General features: G+C 59.6%; 17 protein-coding genes and 2 tRNA genes. 12 read left to right on the top strand and 7 right to left on the bottom strand.

The window, feature by feature from the left end:
- The first annotated feature begins 28 nt into the window (after positions 1 to 28).
- The 12 genes from tpiA (at position 29) to NUV89_RS01405 (ending at position 11204) form a co-directional block, all read left to right on the top strand.
- A complete protein-coding gene (tpiA, locus tag NUV89_RS01350) occupies positions 29 to 784 on the top strand; it encodes a triose-phosphate isomerase (protein WP_257780019.1) in 756 nt (251 codons plus the stop codon).
- Between the two features lie 4 nt (positions 785 to 788).
- Entirely contained in the window at positions 789 to 1172 is a 384-nt protein-coding gene (gene secG, locus NUV89_RS01355) for a preprotein translocase subunit SecG (protein WP_010206600.1), read from the top strand.
- 22 nt (positions 1173 to 1194) lie between these two features.
- Positions 1195 to 1280, top strand: a tRNA-Leu gene (locus tag NUV89_RS01360).
- A 96-nt stretch (positions 1281 to 1376) separates the two neighbouring features.
- Positions 1377 to 1453 (top strand) — tRNA-Met (locus NUV89_RS01365).
- A 140-nt stretch (positions 1454 to 1593) separates the two neighbouring features.
- Positions 1594 to 2052 (top strand): ribosome maturation factor RimP, encoded by a 459-nt coding sequence (gene rimP / locus NUV89_RS01370; protein WP_257780020.1) that lies wholly within the window; start codon positions 1594 to 1596, stop codon positions 2050 to 2052.
- 47 nt (positions 2053 to 2099) lie between these two features.
- Positions 2100 to 3581: a transcription termination factor NusA gene (gene nusA / locus NUV89_RS01375; RefSeq protein WP_207045563.1), complete on the top strand. Its 1482-nt coding sequence runs from the start codon at positions 2100 to 2102 to the stop codon at positions 3579 to 3581.
- 27 nt (positions 3582 to 3608) lie between these two features.
- Positions 3609 to 6125, top strand: a complete 2517-nt coding sequence (gene infB / locus NUV89_RS01380) for a translation initiation factor IF-2 (RefSeq protein WP_257780021.1) — start codon at positions 3609 to 3611, stop codon at positions 6123 to 6125.
- 159 nt (positions 6126 to 6284) lie between these two features.
- A complete protein-coding gene (gene rbfA, locus NUV89_RS01385) occupies positions 6285 to 6680 on the top strand; it encodes a 30S ribosome-binding factor RbfA (RefSeq protein WP_003176137.1) in 396 nt (131 codons plus the stop codon).
- 3 nt (positions 6681 to 6683) lie between these two features.
- On the top strand, positions 6684 to 7601 hold the full coding sequence (truB, locus tag NUV89_RS01390) for a tRNA pseudouridine(55) synthase TruB (protein ID WP_257780022.1): 918 nt from the start codon (positions 6684 to 6686) through the stop codon (positions 7599 to 7601).
- Between the two features lie 115 nt (positions 7602 to 7716).
- Positions 7717 to 7986 (top strand): 30S ribosomal protein S15, encoded by a 270-nt coding sequence (gene rpsO, locus NUV89_RS01395; protein ID WP_003176135.1) that lies wholly within the window; start codon positions 7717 to 7719, stop codon positions 7984 to 7986.
- A 194-nt stretch (positions 7987 to 8180) separates the two neighbouring features.
- Entirely contained in the window at positions 8181 to 10286 is a 2106-nt protein-coding gene (gene pnp, locus NUV89_RS01400) for a polyribonucleotide nucleotidyltransferase (RefSeq protein WP_124527754.1), read from the top strand.
- 297 nt (positions 10287 to 10583) lie between these two features.
- The gene (locus tag NUV89_RS01405) at positions 10584 to 11204 is read left to right on the top strand and encodes a BON domain-containing protein (protein ID WP_257780023.1); all 621 of its coding nucleotides are present in this window, start codon (positions 10584 to 10586) and stop codon (positions 11202 to 11204) included.
- 295 nt (positions 11205 to 11499) lie between these two features.
- Here the strand turns inward: NUV89_RS01405 and NUV89_RS01410 are convergent, their stop codons facing one another.
- The 7 genes from NUV89_RS01410 to panB form a co-directional block, all read right to left on the bottom strand.
- The gene (locus NUV89_RS01410) at positions 11500 to 14418 is read right to left on the bottom strand and encodes a DUF748 domain-containing protein (protein WP_257780024.1); all 2919 of its coding nucleotides are present in this window, start codon (positions 14416 to 14418) and stop codon (positions 11500 to 11502) included.
- Between the two features lie 87 nt (positions 14419 to 14505).
- Entirely contained in the window at positions 14506 to 15522 is a 1017-nt protein-coding gene (locus tag NUV89_RS01415) for a class I SAM-dependent rRNA methyltransferase (RefSeq protein ID WP_257780025.1), read from the bottom strand.
- 68 nt (positions 15523 to 15590) lie between these two features.
- Positions 15591 to 16460 (bottom strand): oxygenase MpaB family protein, encoded by an 870-nt coding sequence (locus NUV89_RS01420; protein WP_257780026.1) that lies wholly within the window; start codon positions 16458 to 16460, stop codon positions 15591 to 15593.
- 16 nt (positions 16461 to 16476) lie between these two features.
- Positions 16477 to 18414 carry an acetate--CoA ligase gene (acs, locus tag NUV89_RS01425; protein WP_257780027.1) on the bottom strand — a complete coding sequence of 646 codons (1938 nt, stop codon included), beginning with the start codon at positions 18412 to 18414 and terminating at the stop codon, positions 16477 to 16479.
- A gap of 105 nt (positions 18415 to 18519) precedes the next feature.
- On the bottom strand, positions 18520 to 20184 hold the full coding sequence (gene pgi / locus NUV89_RS01430) for a glucose-6-phosphate isomerase (protein ID WP_124527749.1): 1665 nt from the start codon (positions 20182 to 20184) through the stop codon (positions 18520 to 18522).
- A gap of 213 nt (positions 20185 to 20397) precedes the next feature.
- Positions 20398 to 21249, bottom strand: coding sequence for a pantoate--beta-alanine ligase (gene panC / locus NUV89_RS01435; protein WP_257780028.1), 852 nt, complete (start codon positions 21247 to 21249; stop codon positions 20398 to 20400).
- Complete coding sequence (gene panB, locus NUV89_RS01440; protein ID WP_257780029.1) at positions 21246 to 22046, bottom strand: 3-methyl-2-oxobutanoate hydroxymethyltransferase; 801 nt, start codon at positions 22044 to 22046, stop codon at positions 21246 to 21248. The genes panC and panB overlap by 4 nt, the downstream gene beginning before the upstream one ends.
- Positions 22047 to 22366 lie beyond the last annotated feature (320 nt).

Here is a 22366-nt window from a genome sequence, read left to right on the forward strand (position 1 = left end):
GCGCCCACTTTGACCGACGAGGTACAGCATGCGTCGCACTATGGTAGCTGGTAACTGGAAGATGCACGGTACCCGCGCCAGTGTCGCTGAGCTGGTAAATGGCCTTCGTCATTTGGCCTTGCCGAGCGGTGTTGATGTTGCGGTGTTCCCGCCTTGTTTGCATATCAACCAAGTGGTTGATGGCTTGAAAGGCAAGTCGATCCAGGTCGGCGCGCAGAACTCCGCGGTGGAGCCGATGCAAGGTGCGTTGACCGGTGAGATTTCGCCGAGTCAATTGGTCGATGCGGGCTGTCGTTATGTGCTTGTCGGGCACTCCGAGCGTCGTCAGATGATGGGCGAGCGTGATGGGACACTCAATCGCAAGTTCGCAGCGGCACAGGCTTGTGGCTTGATTCCAGTGTTGTGCGTAGGGGAAACCTTGGCGGAGCGCGAATCGGGCAAGACTCTTGAAGTTGTCTCGCGTCAGCTGGGCAGCATCATCGAGGAGCTGGGTGTTGGTGCGTTTGCAAAGGCAGTAATTGCTTACGAGCCGGTCTGGGCCATTGGTACCGGGCTGACTGCTACACCGCAACAGGCGCAGGATGTGCACGCAGCCATTCGCGCGCAGTTGGCGGCAGAGAATTCTGAAGTCGCACAAGGTGTGCGGCTTCTATACGGCGGCAGCGTGAAGGCGGCCAATGCGGTCGAACTGTTCGGCATGCCGGATATCGATGGGGGGCTCATTGGTGGAGCTTCCCTGAATGCAGATGAGTTCGGTGCGATCTGTCGCGCCGCGGGAAACTGAAAAAATGCTGGAAACAGTCGTAGTCGTTTTTCATCTGTTGGCTGCCCTGGGCGTAGTTGCCCTGGTTTTGTTGCAACAGGGTAAAGGTGCGGATGCTGGTGCGTCTTTCGGTGCAGGTGCTTCAAATACTGTGTTCGGAAGCCAAGGTTCCTCTACCTTTCTTAGTAAGTTTACTGCTATACTTGCCGCAGGTTTTTTCATAACCAGCTTAGGGTTAGGTTACTTTGCTAAAGAGAAAGCTCATGTGCTGACTCAAGTAGGTTTGCCAAACCCAGCGGTGTTGGAAGTACCAAAAGCAAAACCGGCTTCTGATGATGTCCCGGTGCTTCAAGAGCAAAAGTCGGCTACTCCAGCGACTGACGTACCTCCAGCTCAAGAGCAGAAGTAAGAAGGGTTGTAAACGCTGTATTGCCGAGGTGGTGGAATTGGTAGACACGCAACCTTGAGGTGGTTGTGCCCATAGGGTGTAGGGGTTCGAGTCCCCTTCTCGGTACCAATTATCAGGAGAGCCCGCTGTTGCGGGCTTTCTTGTAGGTGGAAGGTTACATTGACCCTGCAAGGGATCGGTCGTATACTTCCGCCCCAGCTTTGTCGCGGGGTGGAGCAGTCTGGTAGCTCGTCGGGCTCATAACCCGAAGGTCGTCGGTTCAAATCCGGCCCCCGCAACCAGTTTTAGCGGAGCCCCTTTTAAGGGGCTTTTTGTTAGCTGGACACTTTCAACGCCGCTGTTCGACGGCGTTTCAAGGATGGGCGTTTCGCCCATTTTTTTATTTTGCACAGCATGCACATACATGCACGAGGGGGTTCAGGTGTCGAGCAAGCTAGAAGAGTTGCAGGCCTTGCTGGCCCCGGTGGTCGTGGCCCTAGGCTATGAATGCTGGGGTATTGAGTTTTCGGCTCAAGGTCGCCACTCAATGTTGCGCGTTTATATCGATAAAGAGGGCGGTGTGCTGGTGGACGATTGCGCCATTGTCAGCCGTCAGATCAGCGGTGTCCTGGATGTTGAAGATCCAATCTCCGTTGAATACACCCTCGAAGTTTCCTCGCCAGGCATGGAACGCCCACTGTTCACTATCGAGCAGTTTGCCAAATATGCCGGTGACCAAGTGAAGATCAAACTGCGCTCCCCTTTTGAAGGGCGACGCAATTTTCAGGGCCTTCTGCGCGGTGTAGAAGAACAGGATGTCGTGGTGCAGGTAGAAGACCATGAGTTCCTGTTGCCGATCGATATGATCGACAAGGCCAACATTATTCCCAGTTTTGACTGAGACGCGGATCCCGCGGATCCAATGGCTTGCGAAAGGCGAGGCGTACGATGAGCAAAGAAGTACTGCTGGTTGTTGAGTCGGTATCCAACGAAAAGGGTGTACCGGCAAGCGTGATTTTTGAAGCGTTGGAGCTGGCCCTGGCCACTGCTACCAAAAAGCGTTTTGAAGACGAAGTTGATCTGCGTGTGGAAATCAACCGCCACACCGGTGCCTACGAGACTTTCCGTCGCTGGACGGTCGTCGAAGAGGACGATCTTGATGATCCGGCCATCGAAACCTGGCCAAGCAAGGTTGCGCAAACGCATCCTGGCGCCCAGGTCGGTGATGTCGTCGAAGAAAAGATCGAGTCCATCGAGTTCGGCCGCATTGCTGCACAGACTGCCAAGCAAGTCATCGTGCAGAAAGTCCGCGAAGCCGAGCGCGCGCAAGTCGTTGACGCTTATCGCGAGCGCCTGGGTGAAATCATCTCCGGCACCGTGAAAAAAGTGACCCGCGACAATGTGATCGTCGATCTGGGCAACAACGCCGAAGCGTTGCTGGCCCGTGAAGACATCATCTCTCGCGAAACCTTCCGTGTTGGCGTGCGTCTGCGTGCGCTGCTCAAGGAAATCCGCACCGAGAACCGCGGCCCTCAGTTGATCCTGTCGCGTACCGCGCCGGAAATGCTGATCGAGCTGTTCCGTATCGAAGTGCCGGAAATCGCCGAAGGCCTGATCGAAGTCATGGCGGCGTCCCGCGACCCGGGTTCGCGCGCCAAGATCGCGGTCCGCTCCAAGGACAAACGCATCGACCCGCAGGGCGCTTGCATTGGTATGCGCGGTTCGCGTGTCCAGGCAGTGTCGGGCGAATTGGGCGGTGAGCGTGTGGACATCGTCCTGTGGGACGATAACCCGGCGCAGTTCGTGATCAACGCCATGTCGCCGGCTGAAGTGGCGGCAATTATCGTTGACGAAGATGCCCATGCTATGGACATCGCCGTTGGCGCAGACAATCTGGCTCAGGCCATTGGTCGTGGTGGTCAGAACGTGCGTCTGGCCAGCCAACTGACCGGTTGGACCCTGAACGTGATGACCGAATCGGACATCCAGGCTAAGCAGCAAGCTGAAACCGGTGACATCCTGCGCAACTTCATCGACGAGCTGGAAGTCGACGAAGACCTGGCACAGGTGCTGGTAGATGAAGGCTTCACCAGTCTGGAAGAGATTGCCTACGTACCGTTGGAAGAAATGCTCAACATCGACGGCTTTGACGAAGACACCGTCAACGAGCTTCGCGCTCGGGCCAAGGATCGTTTGTTGACTAAAGCCATCGCTACTGAGGAAAAGCTGGCAGACGCCCATCCGGCCGAAGACCTGCTCTCGCTTGAGGGTATGGACAAGGATTTGGCGATGGAACTGGCGGTGCGCGGCGTAATTACCCGCGAAGACCTGGCCGAGCAGTCTATTGACGATCTGCTCGACATCGACGGCATTGACGATGATCGTGCCGGCAAGTTGATCATGGCCGCCCGAGCCCATTGGTTCGAGTAACTAGGCGCGGCCTGAGGAGAGAAGTGCATGACGCAAGTCACGGTGAAACAACTGGCCGATGAGGTCAAAACACCGGTAGAGCGCCTGTTGCAGCAGATGCGTGAGGCAGGTCTGCCGCACACCGCCGCCGATGAAGGTGTGAGCGATAGTGAGAAGCAGTCTTTGCTGACTCACTTGAAGAGCAGCCACAAGGCGAAAGTGGAAGAACCGCGCAAGATTACATTGCAGCGCAAAACCACCAGCACCCTGCGTGTTGCTGGTAGCAAGAGCATCAGCGTTGAAGTACGCAAGAAGAAAGTCTTCGTACAACGCAGCCCGGAAGAAATCGAAGCCGAGCGCAAGCGCGAACTGGAAGAACGTCGCGCAGTAGAAAATGCTGCCCGTCAGAAGGCTGAAGAAGAGTCCAAGCGTCGCGCCGAAGAAGAAGCGCGTCGCCAGCCTGCTGCTGCGCAACCTGCTGGTACTGAAGCGGTCGCTGCGCCTGTTGAAGCTGTGCGTGAGGCCGCTCCGGTTGCCGCTGCACCTGCTCCTGCAGCCGACGCTCGCAAGCGTGACGAACCTCGTCGTCCGGACAAACCACGTGCCGACGATAACAATCGTCGCAGCGGCGGTGGCGATGGCGAGCGCAAAAACGCTCCGCATCGTGCTTCGGTCAAAGAGAAAGCGCCTGCTCCACGCGTTGCCCCACGTACTACCGACGAAGAAAGCGATGGCTTCCGTCGTGGTGGTCGCGGCAAGGCCAAGCTGAAAAAACGCAACGCCCACGGTTTCCAGAGCCCAACCGGCCCTGTCGTGCGTGAAGTGAAGATCGGCGAGACCATCACTGTTGGCGATCTTGCCCAGCAGATGTCGGTCAAGGCAGCTGAAATCATCAAGTTCATGTTCAAGCTGGGTACTCCGGCCACCATCAACCAGGTACTGGATCAGGAAACTGCTCAACTGGTTGCTGAAGAGCTGGGCCACAAAGTGACCTTGGTCAGCGACACCGCCCTGGAAGATTCCCTGGCCGAGTCCCTGAAGTTTGAAGGTGAGGCCGTTTCCCGTGCACCGGTTGTGACCGTAATGGGCCACGTTGACCACGGTAAGACTTCCCTGCTCGACTACATCCGTCGTGCCAAGGTTGCTGCTGGCGAAGCCGGCGGTATCACCCAGCACATCGGTGCGTACCACGTAGAAACCGAGCGCGGCATGGTCACCTTCCTCGACACCCCTGGTCACGCTGCGTTTACCGCAATGCGTGCCCGTGGTGCCAAGGCGACCGACATCGTGATCCTGGTAGTAGCAGCGGACGACGGCGTAATGCCGCAGACCATTGAAGCGGTCCAGCACGCCAAGGCTGCCGGTGTTCCGCTGGTCGTTGCCGTGAACAAAATCGACAAGCCGGGCGCTGATCTCGATCGCATCCGTAGCGAACTGTCGGTTCACGGCGTGACGTCCGAAGAGTGGGGCGGCGAGACGCCATTCGTATCGGTTTCCGCGAAGATGGGTACCGGCGTTGACGAACTGCTCGAAGCCGTTCTGTTGCAAGCCGAAGTCCTGGAACTGACCGCTACTCCATCGGCCCCTGGCCGTGGTGTTGTGGTTGAGTCCCGTCTCGACAAGGGCCGTGGCCCGGTTGCGACCGTACTGGTTCAAGACGGTACCCTGCGCCAAGGCGACATGGTCCTGGTCGGTTCGAACTACGGCCGTGTGCGTGCCATGCTCGACGAGAACGGCAAGCCAATCAAGGAAGCAGGTCCTGCTATCCCGGTCGAGATCCTCGGCCTGGACGGTACCCCGGACGCTGGCGACGAGATGAGCGTAGTGGCCGACGAGAAGAAAGCCCGTGAAGTGGCTCTGTTCCGTCAAGGCAAGTTCCGCGAAGTCAAGCTGGCCCGTGCTCACGCCGGCAAGCTGGAAAACATCTTCGAGAACATGGGCCAGGAAGAGAAGAAGACGCTTAATATCGTCCTCAAATCTGACGTACGTGGTTCCCTCGAAGCGTTGAACGGCGCCTTGAACGGCCTGGGTAACGACGAAGTGCAAGTGCGCGTTGTCGGTGGCGGTGTCGGTGGTATCACCGAGTCCGACGCCAACCTGGCACTGGCTTCCAACGCTGTACTGTTCGGCTTCAACGTGCGTGCCGATGCTGGCGCTCGCAAGATCGTCGAGCAGGAAGGCCTGGACATGCGTTACTACAACGTCATCTACGACATTATCGAAGACGTCAAGAAAGCCCTTACCGGCATGCTTGGCAGCGACGTCCGGGAGAACATCCTGGGTATCGCCGAAGTGCGTGATGTGTTCCGCTCGCCGAAATTCGGCGCGATCGCCGGTTGCATGGTTGTCGAAGGCACCGTGTACCGTAACCGTCCAATCCGTGTACTGCGTGAAGACATCGTTATCTTCGAAGGCGAGCTGGAATCCCTGCGCCGCTTCAAGGATGACGCTTCCGAAGTACGTGCCGGCATGGAATGCGGTATCGGCGTCAAGAGCTACAACGACGTCAAGGTTGGCGACAAGATCGAAGTCTTCGAGAAGGTTCAGGTTGCTCGCAGCCTCTAACTCGCGCACTTCCGGAGCCACGCAGCGTGTGGGCATGCAAATGCCCCGTGCAGCGTACGGACTCTAAACGCAACGCCCGGTCTGGCTTTTGTCAGGCCGGGCGTTTGCCGCTTTCAGACCCCACGGGTTTCACCGTGTGGCAGTAACAGGTAACAAGACATGGCAAAAGAATACAGCCGTACCCAGCGTATCGGCGATCAGATGCAGCGTGAGCTCGCCCAACTGATCCGTCGTGAAGTCAAAGACCCCCGCGTTGGCCTGGTGACCATCACCGCCGTTGAAGTGAGCCGTGACGTTGGTCACGCCAAGATCTTCATCACCGTGATGGGGCAGGACAACAGCGAAGAAATCGCGCAAAGCATCAAGGTGCTCAACTCGGCCGCAGGCTTCCTGCGCATGCAGTTGGCCCGTGAAATGAAGCTGCGCAGCGTTCCTCAGTTGCACTTCCATTACGACGAAAGCGTCGTGCGTGGTGCGCACCTGTCGGCACTGATCGAGCGCGCCGTGGCTGAAGACAGCCAGCACCCGTCCACACCTGAAGACGCCAAGGAGTAAGTGGTGGCTCAGGTCAAACGTATCCGTCGCAATGTCAGTGGCATCATCCTGCTCGACAAGCCCATTGGCTTTACCTCCAATGCTGCCTTGCAGAAGGTCCGCTGGCTGCTCAATGCCGAGAAGGCCGGGCACACCGGCAGTCTCGATCCCCTGGCCACCGGTGTCTTGCCGTTGTGCTTTGGCGAGGCCACCAAGTTCTCGCAATACCTGCTCGATTCCGACAAGGGTTACGAAACCCTGATGCAACTGGGCAAGACCACCACCACGGCCGATGCCGAAGGTGATGTTTTGCAGGTTCGCGACGTGACCGTTGGTCGTGCAGATATTGAAGCGGCTTTACCCGGTTTTCGTGGGCAAATCAGTCAGATACCGCCCATGTACTCGGCGCTCAAGCGTGATGGGCAGCCTCTTTACAAGCTGGCACGTGCGGGCGAAGTAGTGGAGCGCGAACCGCGTTCTGTTACTATTGCGCGCTTGGAATTGCTCGCCTGTGAAGGCGACACTGCGCGCCTGGCCGTGGACTGCAGCAAAGGCACCTATATCCGTACCCTGGTGGAAGATATTGGTGAACAGCTGGGTTGCGGCGCGTACGTTGCAGAACTGCGACGCACCCAGGCCGGCCCTTTCACCCTGGCCCAGACGGTCACGCTGGAAGAGTTGGAAGCAGTACACGCCGAAGGGGGCAATGAAGCAGTTGATCGCTTCCTGATGCCATCGGACAGCGGTTTGTTGGATTGGCCATTGCTGCACTTCTCGGAGCACAGCGCGTTCTACTGGCTCAACGGCCAGCCGGTACGTGCCCCGGACGCGCCGAAGTTCGGCATGGTGCGGGTACAAGATCATAACGGTCGCTTTATCGGTATCGGTGAAGTGAGCGAAGACGGGCGCATCGCGCCGCGTCGACTGATTCGGTCAGAATGACCGAACGAGTGTGGCTGTTAACAGGCACGGTCAACACTCATTTTTAGATACAGGGATTTGTCCCTGGCCTGTTGAGACTGCCCTTTGGGCGGTTTCCTGAAAAAAGGATTGCCTCATGGCTCTCGACGTTCAAGAAAAAGCACAAATCGTTGCTGACTATCAGCAAGCTGTTGGTGACACTGGTTCGCCAGAAGTGCAAGTTGCACTGCTGACCCACAACATCAACAAGCTGCAAGGTCACTTCAAGGCCAACGGTAAAGACCACCACTCCCGTCGTGGTCTGATCCGCATGGTAAACCAGCGTCGTAAGCTGCTGGACTACCTGAAAGGCAAGGATCTGGGTCGTTATCAGGCTCTGATCGGTCGCCTGGGTCTGCGTCGCTAATAAGCGATTGCGCTAGAGGTTGGTTGTCTGTCGTGTGTCAGTGGGTTTCCCGCTGGCCCATGGCAGGCTCCCAGCCTCAAGTTTTATCTGGATACACGTTTTACCCTGGACGAGGCTCGGGCCGATTCCCGAGATTGCCCAAGAATTTCGCAAGAAGACAAGTTCCCCAAGAGCCACAAAGAAGGTAGGACACCGTGAACCCGGTTATCAAAAAGTTCCAGTTCGGTCAGTCGACCGTTACCCTTGAGACAGGCCGTATCGCCCGTCAAGCCTCCGGCGCAGTGCTGGTTACCGTTGACGACGACGTTACCGTATTGGTGACCGTTGTTGGCGCCAAGACTGCCGACCCAAGCAAAGGCTTCTTCCCTCTTTCCGTTCACTACCAGGAAAAGACTTACGCTGCCGGTAAGATCCCTGGTGGTTTCTTCAAGCGCGAAGGCCGTCCTTCCGAGAAAGAAACCCTGACTTCCCGACTGATCGACCGTCCGATCCGTCCGCTGTTCCCAGAAGGCTTCATGAACGAAGTGCAGGTTGTCTGCACCGTCGTTTCCACCAGCAAGAAAACCGATCCGGACATCGCTGCGATGATCGGTACCTCGGCTGCCCTGGCTATCTCGGGCATTCCGTTCGACGGCCCGATCGGCGCCGCCCGTGTTGCTTTCCACGAAAGCACCGGCTACCTGTTGAACCCGACTTACGAGCAACAGAAAGCATCGAGCCTGGACATGGTCGTTGCCGGTACCTCGGAAGCCGTATTGATGGTTGAATCGGAAGCCAAAGAGCTGACCGAAGACCAGATGCTGGGTGCAGTACTGTTCGCCCACGACGAGTTCCAGTCTGTCATCAAGGCTGTCACCGAGTTGGCTGCCGAAGCTGCCAAGCCAACCTGGACCTGGGCTCCACAGGCCGAAGCGACCGAACTGCTGGGCGCAATCCGCTCCGAGTTCGGCACTGCGATCTCCGACGCCTACACCATCACCGTCAAGGCCGATCGTTACGCGCGCCTGGGCGAGCTGAAGGATCAGGTTGTGGCCAAACTGTCCGGTGAAGAAGGCCAGCCTTCGTCCAGCGAAGTCAAAGCCGCTTTCGGCGAAATCGAATACCGCACCGTTCGCGAAAACATCGTTAACGGCAAGCCACGTATCGACGGTCGCGACACCAAGACCGTACGTCCGCTGAACATCGAAGTCGGCGTTCTGCCGAAGACTCACGGTTCGGCGCTGTTCACCCGTGGTGAAACCCAGGCCCTGGTAGTCGCGACTCTGGGCACCGCCCGTGACGCACAGCTGCTGGACACCCTGGAAGGCGAGAAAAAAGACCCGTTCATGCTGCACTACAACTTCCCGCCGTTCTCGGTGGGCGAGTGTGGTCGCATGGGTGGCGCTGGTCGTCGTGAAATCGGTCACGGCCGTCTGGCCCGTCGTTCGATTGCAGCCATGCTGCCAGCTGCCGACGTATTCCCGTACACCATCCGTGTGGTATCGGAAATCACCGAGTCCAACGGTTCCAGCTCCATGGCTTCCGTTTGCGGTGCTTCCCTGGCTCTGATGGACGCTGGTGTGCCGATGAAGGCGCCAGTTGCCGGTATCGCCATGGGCCTGGTTAAAGAAGGCGAGAAGTTCGCCATCCTGACCGACATCCTGGGTGATGAAGACCACCTGGGCGACATGGACTTCAAGGTAGCGGGTACCGCCAAAGGTGTTACCGCGCTGCAGATGGACATCAAGATCAAAGGCATCACCGAAGAGATCATGGAGATCGCCCTGGGCCAAGCCCTGGAAGCGCGCCTGAACATCCTCGGCCAGATGAACCAGATCATTGGTCAGTCCCGTACCGAACTGTCGGAAAATGCTCCGACCATGATCGCGATGAAAATCGACACCGACAAAATCCGTGATGTCATCGGTAAAGGCGGCGCGACTATCCGTGCGATCTGTGAAGAGACCAAGGCTTCGATCGACATCGAAGACGACGGCTCGATCAAGATCTTCGGCGAAACCAAGGAAGCGGCTGAGGCAGCACGCCAGCGCGTCCTGGGCATTACCGCTGAAGCCGAGATCGGCAAGATCTACGTCGGTAAGGTTGAGCGCATCGTCGACTTCGGCGCGTTCGTCAACATCCTGCCGGGCAAAGACGGTCTGGTGCACATCTCCATGCTGAGCGACGCTCGTGTCGAGAAAGTGACCGACATTCTGAAAGAAGGCCAGGAAGTGGAAGTGCTGGTACTGGACGTGGATAACCGCGGCCGTATCAAGCTGTCCATCAAGGACGTCGCAGCAGCCAAGGCTTCGGGCGTTTAATCACCCCCGGGCTTCACGCTGAAAAAAAGGACTCTTCGGAGTCCTTTTTTTATGGGCGCGCAAAAAGTGCAGGAAAATCAACCGTCACGGCAATGGCAAAAGCCGCAACTTGCATGCAGGCACGATGGCCTTCATGCAAGTTGCACGATTCCGAAAATTGATAAATTTACTAACTAATTGTTTTTAAAGGGTTTTTACAGGCTGCAAAACTTGGCACAGCGCCTGCAATATCCCTGTTAACGCTGCAGCATCAAGGTACACACACTGCAGACTTTTAATAAAACAGGAGTTACTCGTATGAAGAAGTTCGCACTCGCTACTGCTACCGCTCTGACCATGGCCATGGCTGCTAACGTAGCCTTTGCTCAGACTTCCCAAGCGCCTATGACTCTGGCAGCCGGCGAAGTGACCAAAGCCAAGGAGTCCACCTCGGACACTTGGATCACCACCAAGGTCAAAGCTGATCTGCTGACCGAAAAAGGTATTCCGGGTTCGGACATCAAGGTTGAAACCAACAAAGGTGTGGTTACCCTGTCGTCTGACGTAGAAATCTCCGAATCGCAGAAAGCCACCGCTGTCGCGATCACCAAGAAAATCAAAGGCGTGAAAGCGGTCTCTGCTGACAGCCTGCATGCAGGCGGTGCCTACAAAGCCGACAACGTAGACAAGACCAAAAGCGCTGCCGCTGGCGCCAAAGAGTCTACTTCCGATACCTGGATCACCACCAAAGTGAAAGCTGACCTGGTAACCGAGAAAGGCATCCCTGGCACCGACATCAAAGTCGAAACCAACAAAGGCGTCGTTTCCCTGTCTTCGACCGCTGCAGTGACCGAAGCTCAGAAAACCACCGCGGTGAACATCGCCAAGCAAATCAAAGGCGTTAAAGCTGTATCGGCCGATGGCCTGAAAGCAGAGTAATGCCCAACGTATCGTCTTGAACAAAACGTCGGCGGCAACGAGTGAGCCAGATATCCACTCAATGCACCTCACGTGTTCATGCGACCGACCACAAGGATGTGGTCATTACAGGCCCCGGCACTTGTGTCGGGGCCTGTTCTATTTTGGCTTGGAATACCGACGATAAGTCGATGAAGATCAAATGTGGGAGCGGGCTTGCCCGCGAATGCAGTGTGTCAGCCACACATCAGTTGACTGATCTACCGCCTTCGCGAGCAAGCCCGCTCCCACACAAGGCCACCGATATATTTGTGGCTTACTCGGCATCCAGATGCAGCGGTGTCACCACCCGGCCATCCTTCTCCGCCTGACCCAGGTTGGCATCAATGAAGTACACCCGGTCATCTTCCAGCTGGCCCTTGTCCACCAGGTAGTCCTTGATCGTGCTCGCACGCTCCTGGCCGAGTTGGCGCAGCAGTACGTCACTGGCGCTCCAGAACTTGATCACGCCGTCACGCAGCTTCGCGGTGCGGTCACTGTCGCTCAGGTCTTTCCATTCTGCCGGAGGCTGTTGTTTCAGGCGGGTGCGGTAGATGCCTTCGAGCAATGGCGCCTTTTCCTTCTCCGGTACCACCAGCAGCGAGGCCTGGGCGGGAACCTTGTCGCCACGGCGCTGGAGGATCTTGTAGTAGTTGTATTGGTATTCACGCTCCAGACGCTCTGCGGCCAGGAACGGCCCGTCGCTGCTGGCAGCGGCCGTGCCTTCGATTTCCAGGCGCAGGGCTGGGCGTTCTTTCAGCGCCTTGGCCAGCGTGTTCAAGGCGCCTTCGGCATCCTTGTTCAGTTCGCTGGAACCTGCGGCGAAGGACACATTGCCCAAGTCCTCCGCGCCACCGCCGGTAACCAACCCACCGATAAACTTGAACGGTGCCGTTGCTGCACGCACCACCAGGTTGCGCAGGGTCTGCCACACGATCGGCATCACGCTGAACTGTGGGTTGTTGAGGTCGCCCGTCACCGGCAGCTCAATCGAGATCTTGCCGTCGGAGTCCTTGAGCAAAGCGATTGCCAGGCGAATCGGCAAGTCCACGGCGTCGGCGCTGTCGACTTTCTCACCCAGTTGCAGTTGCTCGACCACCACTTTGTTTTCGGCTTTCAACTGGCCTTTGGTGATCACGTAATGCAGGTCGAGATTGAGCCGGCCCTTGCGGATACGGAAACCGGCGAACTTGCCGGAGTAGGGGGTCAGGGTCGTCAACTCGACCCGCTTGAAGCTGGTGGCGATATCCAGCGCCGCCATCGGATCAAACGGGTTCACGCTGCCTTTGATGGTCACCGGCGCGTAACGATCCACCTTGCCCTTGATATCGACGCTGGCCGGCTTGGCCTGGCGGCTGTCGATGGTGCCGATCTGCCCGTTGAGTTGCTGAATGGCGGTGGCAAAGTTGGGTGTCAGGCTGAAGTCGGCAAAGTTGGCCGAACCGTCATTGATCGCAATCTGCCCGATACGAATACCCAGCGGCTTGTCTTTGCTGGCCGGTTTCGGACTTTTATCGGGCGCCTGTGGGATCAGCAAGTCATCGACGTTGGTGGTGCGGTCGTCGTTTATCATAAAGCGTGCATAGGGCTGCAGCAGGTTGACCTTGTCGATCGACAGGCTCTCGCCGTGCTGGTAGTTGACGCCTTCGACCACCAGGCGCTGCCATTTGAGGAAATCGCGGGTCTTGAGGGTGTCGAGGGTATGCAGCTGGTCGACCTGCGCGCGTCCGGTGATTTGCAGCTTCAGTGGGTCGGCGCTTTTGAGGTTCACGTCCAGGTTGCTGCCGAGCATGCCGCTACGCAGTTCCAGGCGAATAAACGGGCTGATATAGGCCTGGGCCACCCGCAGGTCGATGTCCTGGGTGTTCACTTTCAGCTTGGCACTGATGGGGTTCAGGTTGACCTCGCCAGTCGCCACGATCTTGCCCTGCTTGCCCAGGCCGGTATCGACCTTCAGGCTAAACGGGCTTTGGTTGAGGCTGTCGAAGTTCTGCACGTCGACGTTCAGCGGGCCCAGCTCCAGCGCGACCGCTGGTTTGACCTGACGGTCGGCCAGATGCACCTGATAGTTACGCAGTTGCACGTCCTTGAGCAGCACTTGCCACGGTTTGCTTGGCGCCGCCGGTGGCGGTTTGGGTGAGTCGGCGGTCGCCGGTGCGGTCGCGGCTTCCGGCTTCTGGGCCGGCTTGCTCGGTGGGCTGGCGAACAGTTTCTGCCAGTCCAACTGGCCGTCGGCTTCGCGGGCGGCCCAGGTTTCCAGTTTGTTGCTGCGAATCTTGCCCACCACCACCTGTTGCTTGGCCAGGTCGACGGTGGTTTCGCTGACGTCCAGGCGTTCCAGGCGCACCAATGGCCGGCCATCCGGGGCCTTGATGGCAAACGGTGCGATGCTGGCGGCGGTGTTGGTCAGGTTCAGTTCGGTCTCTTTGGCCAGGCTGAATTTATAGTCGGTGCTGAAGTTCAGCACGCCGTCTTCAAGCACCAGCGGCAAGGCATCGCGCACATACGGCCACCAGGCTTTCATCTTGCCGTCGGTGACTTTCAGCGTACCTTCGGACGTGATCGGCACCAGGCTGAAGTTGCCTTTCCAGTCGATCTGCCCGCCTTCCGGGCCGGCGGCGACCAGGGTCATGTCGGCATTGTCTTCGGGCAGGGTGCTGAGGTTTTTCAGCTCGAAGTCGAGTTTGTCGTAGAGGAATTCGATGGGCTCGCTGGGACGCAAGTCCTCAAAATGCACGTAGCCGCCAGCCAGCTTGATGGCGTCGATCCGCAAGGGAAAGGGCTTGGCATTCGGGTCGGCCGGGGTGGGCTCACTGGGTGGAATCTTGAACAGCTGCGCCAGGTTCAACTGGCCGGACTTGTCGAACAGCAGCTGCGTCTTGGGCTGGTCCAACTGCACGTCGGCCAGGTGCAGCGCACGAGTCCACAGGCTGTCGATCTGCAGGTTGGCGTAGAGACGTTCGAAACCGATGTGTTCTTTGCCGGGCTCACCGATTTTCAGGCCCCAGACCGTCAGCTCCAGGCTGAACGGGTTGAGCTCGATGCGCTCGATCCGTGCCGGCACCGTGGCGTAATTGGCCAGTTGCTGGTTGGCAATGCGCAGGGCAATGCCGGGCAAAATAAGAAAGCCCAGCAAGCTGTACAGGGCAACGGCGGTCAACAAGGCGCCAGTGGCGCGAATCAATCCTTTGGGCATGGGGCGGCGCCATCTATGTCAAACAGGAGTGCCTTGGAGTATGGCACGGGTTTTCGGTTCCGAAGGGCAGGGCTCTTGGGAAACGTCCTACAGCTGGAGTATCAGCGTTTTCAGCGGAGGCTGCTGGTCCTGTGAAGGGAAATCCGCCCCCGGCGTCATGATTTTCCAGTCGCGTACCGGGCGCCCGGCTTTTTCCGCGCAGCGCAGCACCTGTTCGCGCCAGTCATTCATGCTGACCTTTGCCAGGTTGTTGCAGCAGATCAGCACACCGTTGTCGGCCGTGGCGAGCAGGGCGGGCTTGAGCAGGCTTTGGTAGTCGCGCAACAGGTCGACGGTGCCGAAGGCGCTCTTGGCCCAGGCCGGTGGGTCGAGCAATACGAGGTCGTACTGGCGCTGTTCCAGGCGTGGATAGCTCGGCAGTTTCTGGCCGCGACGCTGGGTAATGGGCAAGCCGGCCAGTTGGCGGATCGCCGGAAAGTAGTCGGATTGCACGAATTCCATCGTAGGCAATTGCGGGTTCAACTCGCCGTTTTCGCGACCGACCGCCAGGTTGCCCTCGGCAAAGTCCAGGTTGCACACCTCACGGGCACCGCCCGCCGCCGCACTGAGGCCGACGCCGCAGGTGTAGGCGAACAGGTTCAACACGCTTTTGCCGGCGCTGTGGGCCTTGACCCAGCCGCGGGTGTTGCGCAGGTCGAGGAACAGCAGCGGGTCCTGCCCGGCATGGCGCCCGCGTACGCGGTAGTTGAGGCCCCATTCGTGGCCCACCAGGTCTTCCAGCGCTGCCGGTTCGGCCCGGTACACCGTGTCTTCGCGATCGATCCGCGAGTTGCCACGGGAACGGTCGTTGTACACCAGCAGCAATTCCAGGCCGATGTACTGGTTGACCAACTGGTGCAGGTCCAGCAGCTCGTCGGTTTGCAGCGACTGGTGGAAGCTCTGCACCAGCAATTGCGGGCCGTAGCGGTCGATGGTCAGGCCGCCGGCGCCTTCCTGGCTGCCATGGAACAAGCGGTAGCAGTCGGTGCCTTGGGCGTGCAGCTCGCTGATCAGGTCTTGGCGATGATTGAGGGCGGCGCGCAGCGCCTGATTCAAGGGAGACATGGAGCGCGCCTTGCTTAAGGAATGGGGGGTAAATGTGGGCGCGGAGTTTAACAGTTATGGGGCTGCACCTACATCAACCCCATCCGCCGATGCGCCCGTTGCACCGAACCATTGCGCATTGCCCAGCGCAGCAACGGCGCACTGCGCTTGACCCCGGCGCGGATCATCTGGCGTTGCAGCGGGCTCTGGTGCTGGTCGAGCAGGGCGCTGGCCCAGTCCGGCAGCAGGTCGATCCCGGCCTGCATCATCAGCGCGCCAAACGGCTTGGCCAGGGTGCTCGGCGCCGGAGCATCGAGCAGCAGGCGCAACACCTCACGGCTGCGCTCGTCGCACAACAGTTGCGGACGGATACGTGCCAGGTAATCCGCCACTTCCTGCCGCGAACGCGGAACATGCCGCGCGCCGAGTTGTTCGGCCACCAAGGCGATTTCGGCGTAGTAGCGGTCCTGGTCACGCCCCGAAAGGTGCGGGTTGCGGTAGCGCAGGTGGGCGGCGAGGAAGTTGCTGACCTCCGCCACATGCACCCAGGTCAGCAACTCCGGGTCGCTGGCCGCATACGCGCGGCCGTCCGGTGCATGGCCGACCACTTGCAGGTGAATGGTGCGCACCTTTTCGATCAACCATTCGGCGTCCTTGCGCGAACCAAAGGTGGTGCCGGAAATGAACTGCGACGTGCGCCGCAAACGCCCGAGCATGTCCTGGCGAAAGTTCGAGTGATCCCACACGCCGGCCAGGGCCAGCGGGTGCAAGGCTTGCAGCATCAAGGCGCTGATACCGCCGATCAACATGCTGCTGAAGTCGCCATGGACTTGCCAACTGACCGAGTCGGGACCGAACAGGCCTGGGTCGCCCTTGGGGTTTTCCAGGTCCAGTTGGCCCAGGGACAACCCCGTGAGGCTCATCAACTGGGTTTCGATACGGCTGCGGATAAATTCCATGGCGACTCAGGTTTTCCTATCGGTTCAGGCGTTTGTCGATCAGGCCATCCACCACGCTGGGATCGGCCAGGGTGGACGTGTCACCGAGGCTGTCCAGTTCGTTGCAGGCGATCTTGCGCAAAATCCTGCGCATGATTTTGCCGGAACGGGTCTTCGGCAAGGCCGGCGCCCATTGGATCAGTTCCGGCTTGGCAAAGCTGCCGATTTCCTTGCTGACCAGCTCCAGCAGGTGTTTTTTTAGCCCATCGTCGGGCGTCACGCCATTCATCGGGGTGACAAAGGCGTAGATGCCCTGGCCTTTGACATCATGGGGGTAGCCCACCACGGCGGCCTCGGCCACCAGGTCATGCAGGACCAGGGCGCTCTCCACTTCGGCCGTACCGATGCGGTGGCCGGACACGTTGATTACATCGTCGATGCGCCCGGTGATCCAATAGTCGCCGTCCTCATCGCGCCGTGCACCGTCGCCGGTGAAGTAGTAGCCGGGGTAGGGTTTGAAATAGGTGTCGATCATGCGCTGCGGGTCGCCGTAGACGCTGCGGATCTGCCCCGGCCAACTGGCCTTGATCGCAAGTACGCCACTGCCGGCGCCGTTGAGCACCTTGCCTTGTTCATCCAGCAACACGGGTTGCACGCCAAACATCGGCTGGGTCGCGCAGCCCGGCTTGATCCGCTGCGCGCTGACCAGCGGGCTGAGCATGATGCCGCCGGTCTCGGTCTGCCACCAGGTATCGACAATCGGGCAGCGCTGCTCGCCGACGGCATTGAAGTACCAGTCCCAGGCTTCGGGGTTGATCGGTTCGCCCACGCTGCCGAGCAAACGCAGGCTGGCGCGGGACGTGTTCTCCAGCGGGCCGTGGCCTTCACGCATCAACGCGCGCAGGGCCGTCGGCGCGGTGTAGAAGATGTTGACCTGATGCTTGTCGATCACCTGCCAGAAACGCGAGCTGTCCGGGTAGCTCGGCACGCCCTCGAACATCAGCGACGTCGCGCCATTGGCCAGCGGGCCGTACACGATGTAGCTGTGGCCGGTGACCCAGCCGACGTCGGCGGTGCACCAGAACACTTCGCCGTCGCGGTAGTCGAGCACGTACTTGAAGGTCATCGCCGCTTGCAGCAGATAGCCGCCGGTGGTGTGCAGCACGCCTTTGGGTTTGCCGGTGCTGCCGGAGGTGTAGAGGATGAACAGCGGGTCTTCGGCGTCCATCGGTTCGGGTGGGCAGTCGGCGCTGGCGGCGTCGAGGGCCTGTTGATACTTGAGGTCGCGGCCTTCGCTCCAGTTCACGTGCGCGCCGGTGCGTTCCACCACCAGTACGGTGCTGACATTCGGGCAGCTGGCCAGGGCTTTATCGACATTCTGCTTCAGTGCCACCGGCTTGCTGCCGCGCACGCCCTCGTCGGCGGTGATTACTGTGCGGCAGTCGGCGTCGAGGATGCGGTCGCGCAAGGCATCCGGCGAGAACCCACCAAACACCACCGAGTGCACCGCGCCAATGCGGGTGCAGGCCAGCATGGCGTAGGCCGCTTCCGGGATCATCGGCATGTAGATGCACACCCGGTCGCCTTTCTTCACGCCACGGCCCTTCAGCACGTTGGCCAGGCGGCTGACGTTTTGATGCAGTTGGCGGTAGGTGATGTTGGAGGATTGTGTCGGATCGTCGCCTTCCCAGATGAAGGCCGTTTGCTCGGCGCGTTGCGCCAGATGACGGTCGATGCAGTTGTAGCTGACGTTCAGTTGGCCGCCGGCGAACCACTGGGCGGCGCCGGTGTGGATGTCTGATTGCTGAACGGTGTGCCAGGGGCTGATCCAGTCGAGAAAAACCTTGGCCTGTTCAGCCCAGAAGGTATCGGGTTGCTCGATGGATTGGCGATAGAGGCGCCTGTAGTCCTCTTGGCTGAGTTGCGCTGCGCGGCGCACGGCATCGGCATCGGGGAAGTTGCTGATATCGAACATGAGCGGTCCTTATTCTTGTTTTAGGCACAAGTCATAAAGATGCACGCTGCGGGGGGAGGGTTCAAGGCCAACGTCCAAACGGACGTTGGCCCTGGAGGGGCAGGATCAGCCGCGGTGACGACCGCGGAAATAGTTGATCAAGCCTTGGGTCGAGGCGTCATCCGCCACGGCTTCTTCGGCGCCGGTCAGGCGGTTGTAGACGCCCTTGCCCAGCTCTTTGCCCAACTCCACGCCCCATTGGTCAAAAGCGTTGATGCCCCAGATCACGCTCTGCACGAACACCTTGTGCTCGTACATGGCCACCAGTGCGCCCAGGCGACGCGGACTGATGCGTTCCACCACCAGGGTGTTGCTCGGACGGTTGCCCGGGATCACCTTGTGCGGCGCCAGCTTCTGCACTTCTTCCTCGGCGATGCCCTTGTCGCGCAACTCGGCTTCGGCTTCGCTGCGGGTCTTGCCGAGCATCAGCGCCTGGCTTTGCGACAGGCAGTTGGCGTACAGCCACTGATGGTGGTCGGACACCGGGTTGAAGCTGACGATCGGCACGATAAAGTCGGCCGGGATCAGTTGGGTCCCCTGGTGCAGCAACTGGTGGTAAGCGTGCTGGCCGTTGCAGCCGACGCCGCCCCAGATCACCGGGCCGGTATCGGTGGACACGGGCGTGCCGTCCTGGCGCACGCTCTTGCCGTTGGATTCCATGTCCAACTGTTGCAAGTGCTTGGTGATGTTGCGCAGGTAGTGGTCGTACGGCAGGATCGCGTGGCTCTGCGCGCCCCAGAAGTTGCCGTACCACACGCCCAGCAGGCCGAGCAGCACCGGCATGTTCTGTTCGAACGGGGCGTTCTGGAAATGCTGGTCCATGGTGTAGGCACCGGACAGCAGTTCCTTGAAGTTGGACATGCCGATGGCCAGAGCAATCGGCAAGCCGATGGCCGACCACAGCGAGTAACGGCCGCCGACCCAGTCCCACATCGGGAAGATGTTTTCTTCACGGATACCGAACGCCACGGCCGCCGCGTTGTTGCTCGATACGGCGATAAAGTGGCGGTACAGCTCGGCTTCCGAGCCACCCTGGGCCAGGTACCAGGCACGGGCGGCCTGGGCGTTTTTCAGGGTTTCGAGGGTGTTGAAGGATTTCGACGAGACGATAAACAGCGTGGTCTCGGCGCGCAGCTTCATGGTCAGTTCGTGGAACTCACTGCCGTCGATATTCGCCAGGTAGTGGCAGCGCACGCCTTTGTGGGCGTAGGACAGCAACGCTTCGGACACCAGCTCCGGGCCGAGGAACGAGCCACCGATGCCGATGTTCACCACGTCGGTGATCGGCTTCTCGGTGTAGCCACGCCACAGGCCGTCGTGGATGCGGCCGACCAGGTCAGTGATCTGGTTCAGCACCTTGTGCACGTCCGGCATGATGTTCACGCCGTTGACCGACAGCTTGTCACCCACCGGGCGGCGCAGCGCGGTGTGCAGGGCAGGGCGGCCCTCGGACGAGTTGACCGGCTCGCCCGCGTACAGCGCGTTGATCGCGGCCTTGAGGTCGACTTCCTTGGCCAGGGCCACCAGCAAATCACGGGTTTCGCTGGTGATCAGGTTTTTCGAGTAATCGAGGAAAAGTCCGCAGCTGCTCAAGGTGAATTGGGAAAAACGCTGGGGATCGGCATTGAACGCGTCGCGCATGCTGAAATCCTGCATGGCTTGGCGGTGTTGATTGAGCGCTTGCCAGGCGGGCAGAGCGGTAACGTCATGAGGAGTGCGGTAGTACGCCATCGCTGCGGGTTTCCTTTTATTACGGGGACTGCCTTTAGGACACTTCAAAGCCCGGAACGTCCTGCCTCTCATCAAGCGGCGGGTTCCAGACAGCGCTAACCAAGAGCGCAGGGCGATTACATTAAACCTAGCGTGTGAACTTGTCTTGGCTTTGTCTGCGCTGTGGCCGGTACTTTTTTATACCGGCACGGCGAGGAGGGCAACTGACGAGGGTCAGTTGAGGTTCAGATGCAGGTTATCGATGAGGCGGGTTGTGCCCAGATAAGCCGCGACGAGGATCACCACGTCACGGTCTTCAGGGGTTGCCGGGCGCAGGTTTACGCCTTGACGCACTTCGAGGTAGTCCATGCGCAGGCCGGCGGCTTCGATCTGCTGGATCTGTTCGGCGCGCAGCTTGGCGAAGTCGTGGTCGCCGGTCTGGATGGCTGCGGCAATCTGGCCGAGGCTGCGGTACAGCACCGGCGCGATGGCGCGCTGTTCTGCGCTGAGGTAACCGTTGCGCGACGACAGCGCCAGGCCATCGTCGGCGCGTACAGTGGGCTCGCCGATGATCTGGATCGGCATGTTCAGGTCCTGCACCATGGCGCGGATCACGGCCAGTTGCTGGTAGTCCTTCTGGCCAAATACCGCGATGTCCGGCTGGACCATGTTGAACAGCTTGCTCACCACGGTTGCCACGCCTTCGAAGTGCCCCGGACGGCTGGCGCCACACAGGCCTTCCGACAGTTGCGGCACGCTGACGCGGGTCTGGCCGGTGGTGCCGCCGGGGTACATTTCCTCGACGGTGGGTGCGAACAGCAGGTTGCAGCCGGCTTGCAGGAGTTTTTCCTGGTCAGCGGCCAGGGTGCGCGGGTAGGTATCCAGGTCTTCGCCGGCGCCGAACTGCAGCGGGTTGACGAAAATACTAGCGACCACGAAGTCCGCTTGCTGCGCGGCCTTGGTCACCAGGGTGGCGTGGCCGCTGTGCAGGTTGCCCATGGTCGGCACAAAGCCGATGCGTTTGCCGGCGTTGCGGGCGTGGGTCACAGCGGCCCGCAGTTCGCGTAGGGTTTTTACCGTGTTCATGCAGAGAATCCGTGTTCGGCGCCCGGGAAGGTCACGCCTTTGACTTCGCTGACGTAGGCGCTGAGGGCGGCGTGGATGCTGTCCTGGCCGGCCATGAAGTTCTTCACGAACTTCGGCACGCGGCCGGAAATCGACAGGCCGAGCATGTCGTGGACCACCAACACCTGGCCGTCTGTGGCGGAGCCGGCGCCAATGCCGATCACCGGCACTTTAACGGCCTGGGTGATCTCGGCAGCCAGCTCGCTCGGCACGCACTCCAGCAGGATCATCGCCGCGCCCGCTTGTTCCAACGCGATGGCATCGGCACGCATCTGCCGCGCCTGCGCTTCATTGCGGCCTTGAACCTTATAGCCACCAAGGACATTCACCGACTGCGGCGTCAGGCCCATGTGCACGCACACCGGTACACCGCGTTCAGCGAGCAGGCGCACCGACTCGGCGAGCCACAGGGCGCCTTCGACCTTAATCATGTGCGCGCCGGCCTGCATCAGCTTGCCCGCGTTCTGGAAGGTCTGTTCGAGGGTGGCGTACGCCATGAACGGCAGGTCGGCGATGATGAAGGCGCCAGCGTTGCCGCGCTTGACGCTGGCAGTGTGGTAGGCAAGTTCATCGGTGGTAACAGGCAAGGTGCTGTCATTCCCTTGAAGAACCATGCCCAGGGAGTCGCCCACCAGTAACACTTCCACCCCGGCCTGGCAGCTGGCGTGGGCGAAGGTGGCATCGTAGCAGGTCAGCATGGTGATTTTTTCACCTTTGAGCTTGAGGCTCTGCAAGGTGGTCAGGGTAATGTCTGGCATGAAAAGGGTCCTCGTTCAGGCGCTTGGAAACAGCGAGTAACGCGCGTGAGTCTTCGTTTATACAGGCGCACTGTCTTGAGAGCAGTGCTTATAAGGCCTGGATTGCGCCCTTTAGCGCCGGGTTGGCGGCAGCGGGACGCCTATAGTCGTGAGGAGGGCACGGGAAGTCAATTGGATGTGTTACCGCATTGTTACGACGGGGGTGTTACCCGTGTTACTGATGCGATTCAGCGCCAGATATGGTTTTTACAACACAGGAGATCAAAGGTGGGAGCTGGCTTGCCTGCGATAGCGGTGGGTCAGCCAAGTCTGTGTAGCTG

The organism is Pseudomonas sp. 18.1.10 (genome assembly GCF_024655625.1).
In the GTDB taxonomy this organism is placed as follows: domain Bacteria; phylum Pseudomonadota; class Gammaproteobacteria; order Pseudomonadales; family Pseudomonadaceae; genus Aquipseudomonas.

Bases quoted from the DNA above. Each gene is read 5' to 3' on its own strand.
- nusA (WP_207045563.1), top strand. From the start codon at position 2,100: ATGAGCAAAGAAGTACTGCTGGTTGTTGAGTCGGTATCCAACGAAAAG.
- NUV89_RS01405 (WP_257780023.1), top strand. From the start codon at position 10,584: ATGAAGAAGTTCGCACTCGCTACTGCTACCGCTCTGACCATGGCCATG.
- tpiA (WP_257780019.1), top strand. From the start codon at position 29: ATGCGTCGCACTATGGTAGCTGGTAACTGGAAGATGCACGGTACCCGC.
- panB (WP_257780029.1), bottom strand. From the start codon at position 22,046: ATGCCAGACATTACCCTGACCACCTTGCAGAGCCTCAAGCTCAAAGGT.
- secG (WP_010206600.1), top strand. From the start codon at position 789: ATGCTGGAAACAGTCGTAGTCGTTTTTCATCTGTTGGCTGCCCTGGGC.
- pgi (WP_124527749.1), bottom strand. From the start codon at position 20,184: ATGGCGTACTACCGCACTCCTCATGACGTTACCGCTCTGCCCGCCTGG.
- rpsO (WP_003176135.1), top strand. From the start codon at position 7,717: ATGGCTCTCGACGTTCAAGAAAAAGCACAAATCGTTGCTGACTATCAG.
- infB (WP_257780021.1), top strand. From the start codon at position 3,609: ATGACGCAAGTCACGGTGAAACAACTGGCCGATGAGGTCAAAACACCG.
- rbfA (WP_003176137.1), top strand. From the start codon at position 6,285: ATGGCAAAAGAATACAGCCGTACCCAGCGTATCGGCGATCAGATGCAG.
- NUV89_RS01420 (WP_257780026.1), bottom strand. From the start codon at position 16,460: ATGGAATTTATCCGCAGCCGTATCGAAACCCAGTTGATGAGCCTCACG.
- acs (WP_257780027.1), bottom strand. From the start codon at position 18,414: ATGTTCGATATCAGCAACTTCCCCGATGCCGATGCCGTGCGCCGCGCA.
- NUV89_RS01415 (WP_257780025.1), bottom strand. From the start codon at position 15,522: ATGTCTCCCTTGAATCAGGCGCTGCGCGCCGCCCTCAATCATCGCCAA.
- NUV89_RS01410 (WP_257780024.1), bottom strand. From the start codon at position 14,418: ATGCCCAAAGGATTGATTCGCGCCACTGGCGCCTTGTTGACCGCCGTT.
- panC (WP_257780028.1), bottom strand. From the start codon at position 21,249: ATGAACACGGTAAAAACCCTACGCGAACTGCGGGCCGCTGTGACCCAC.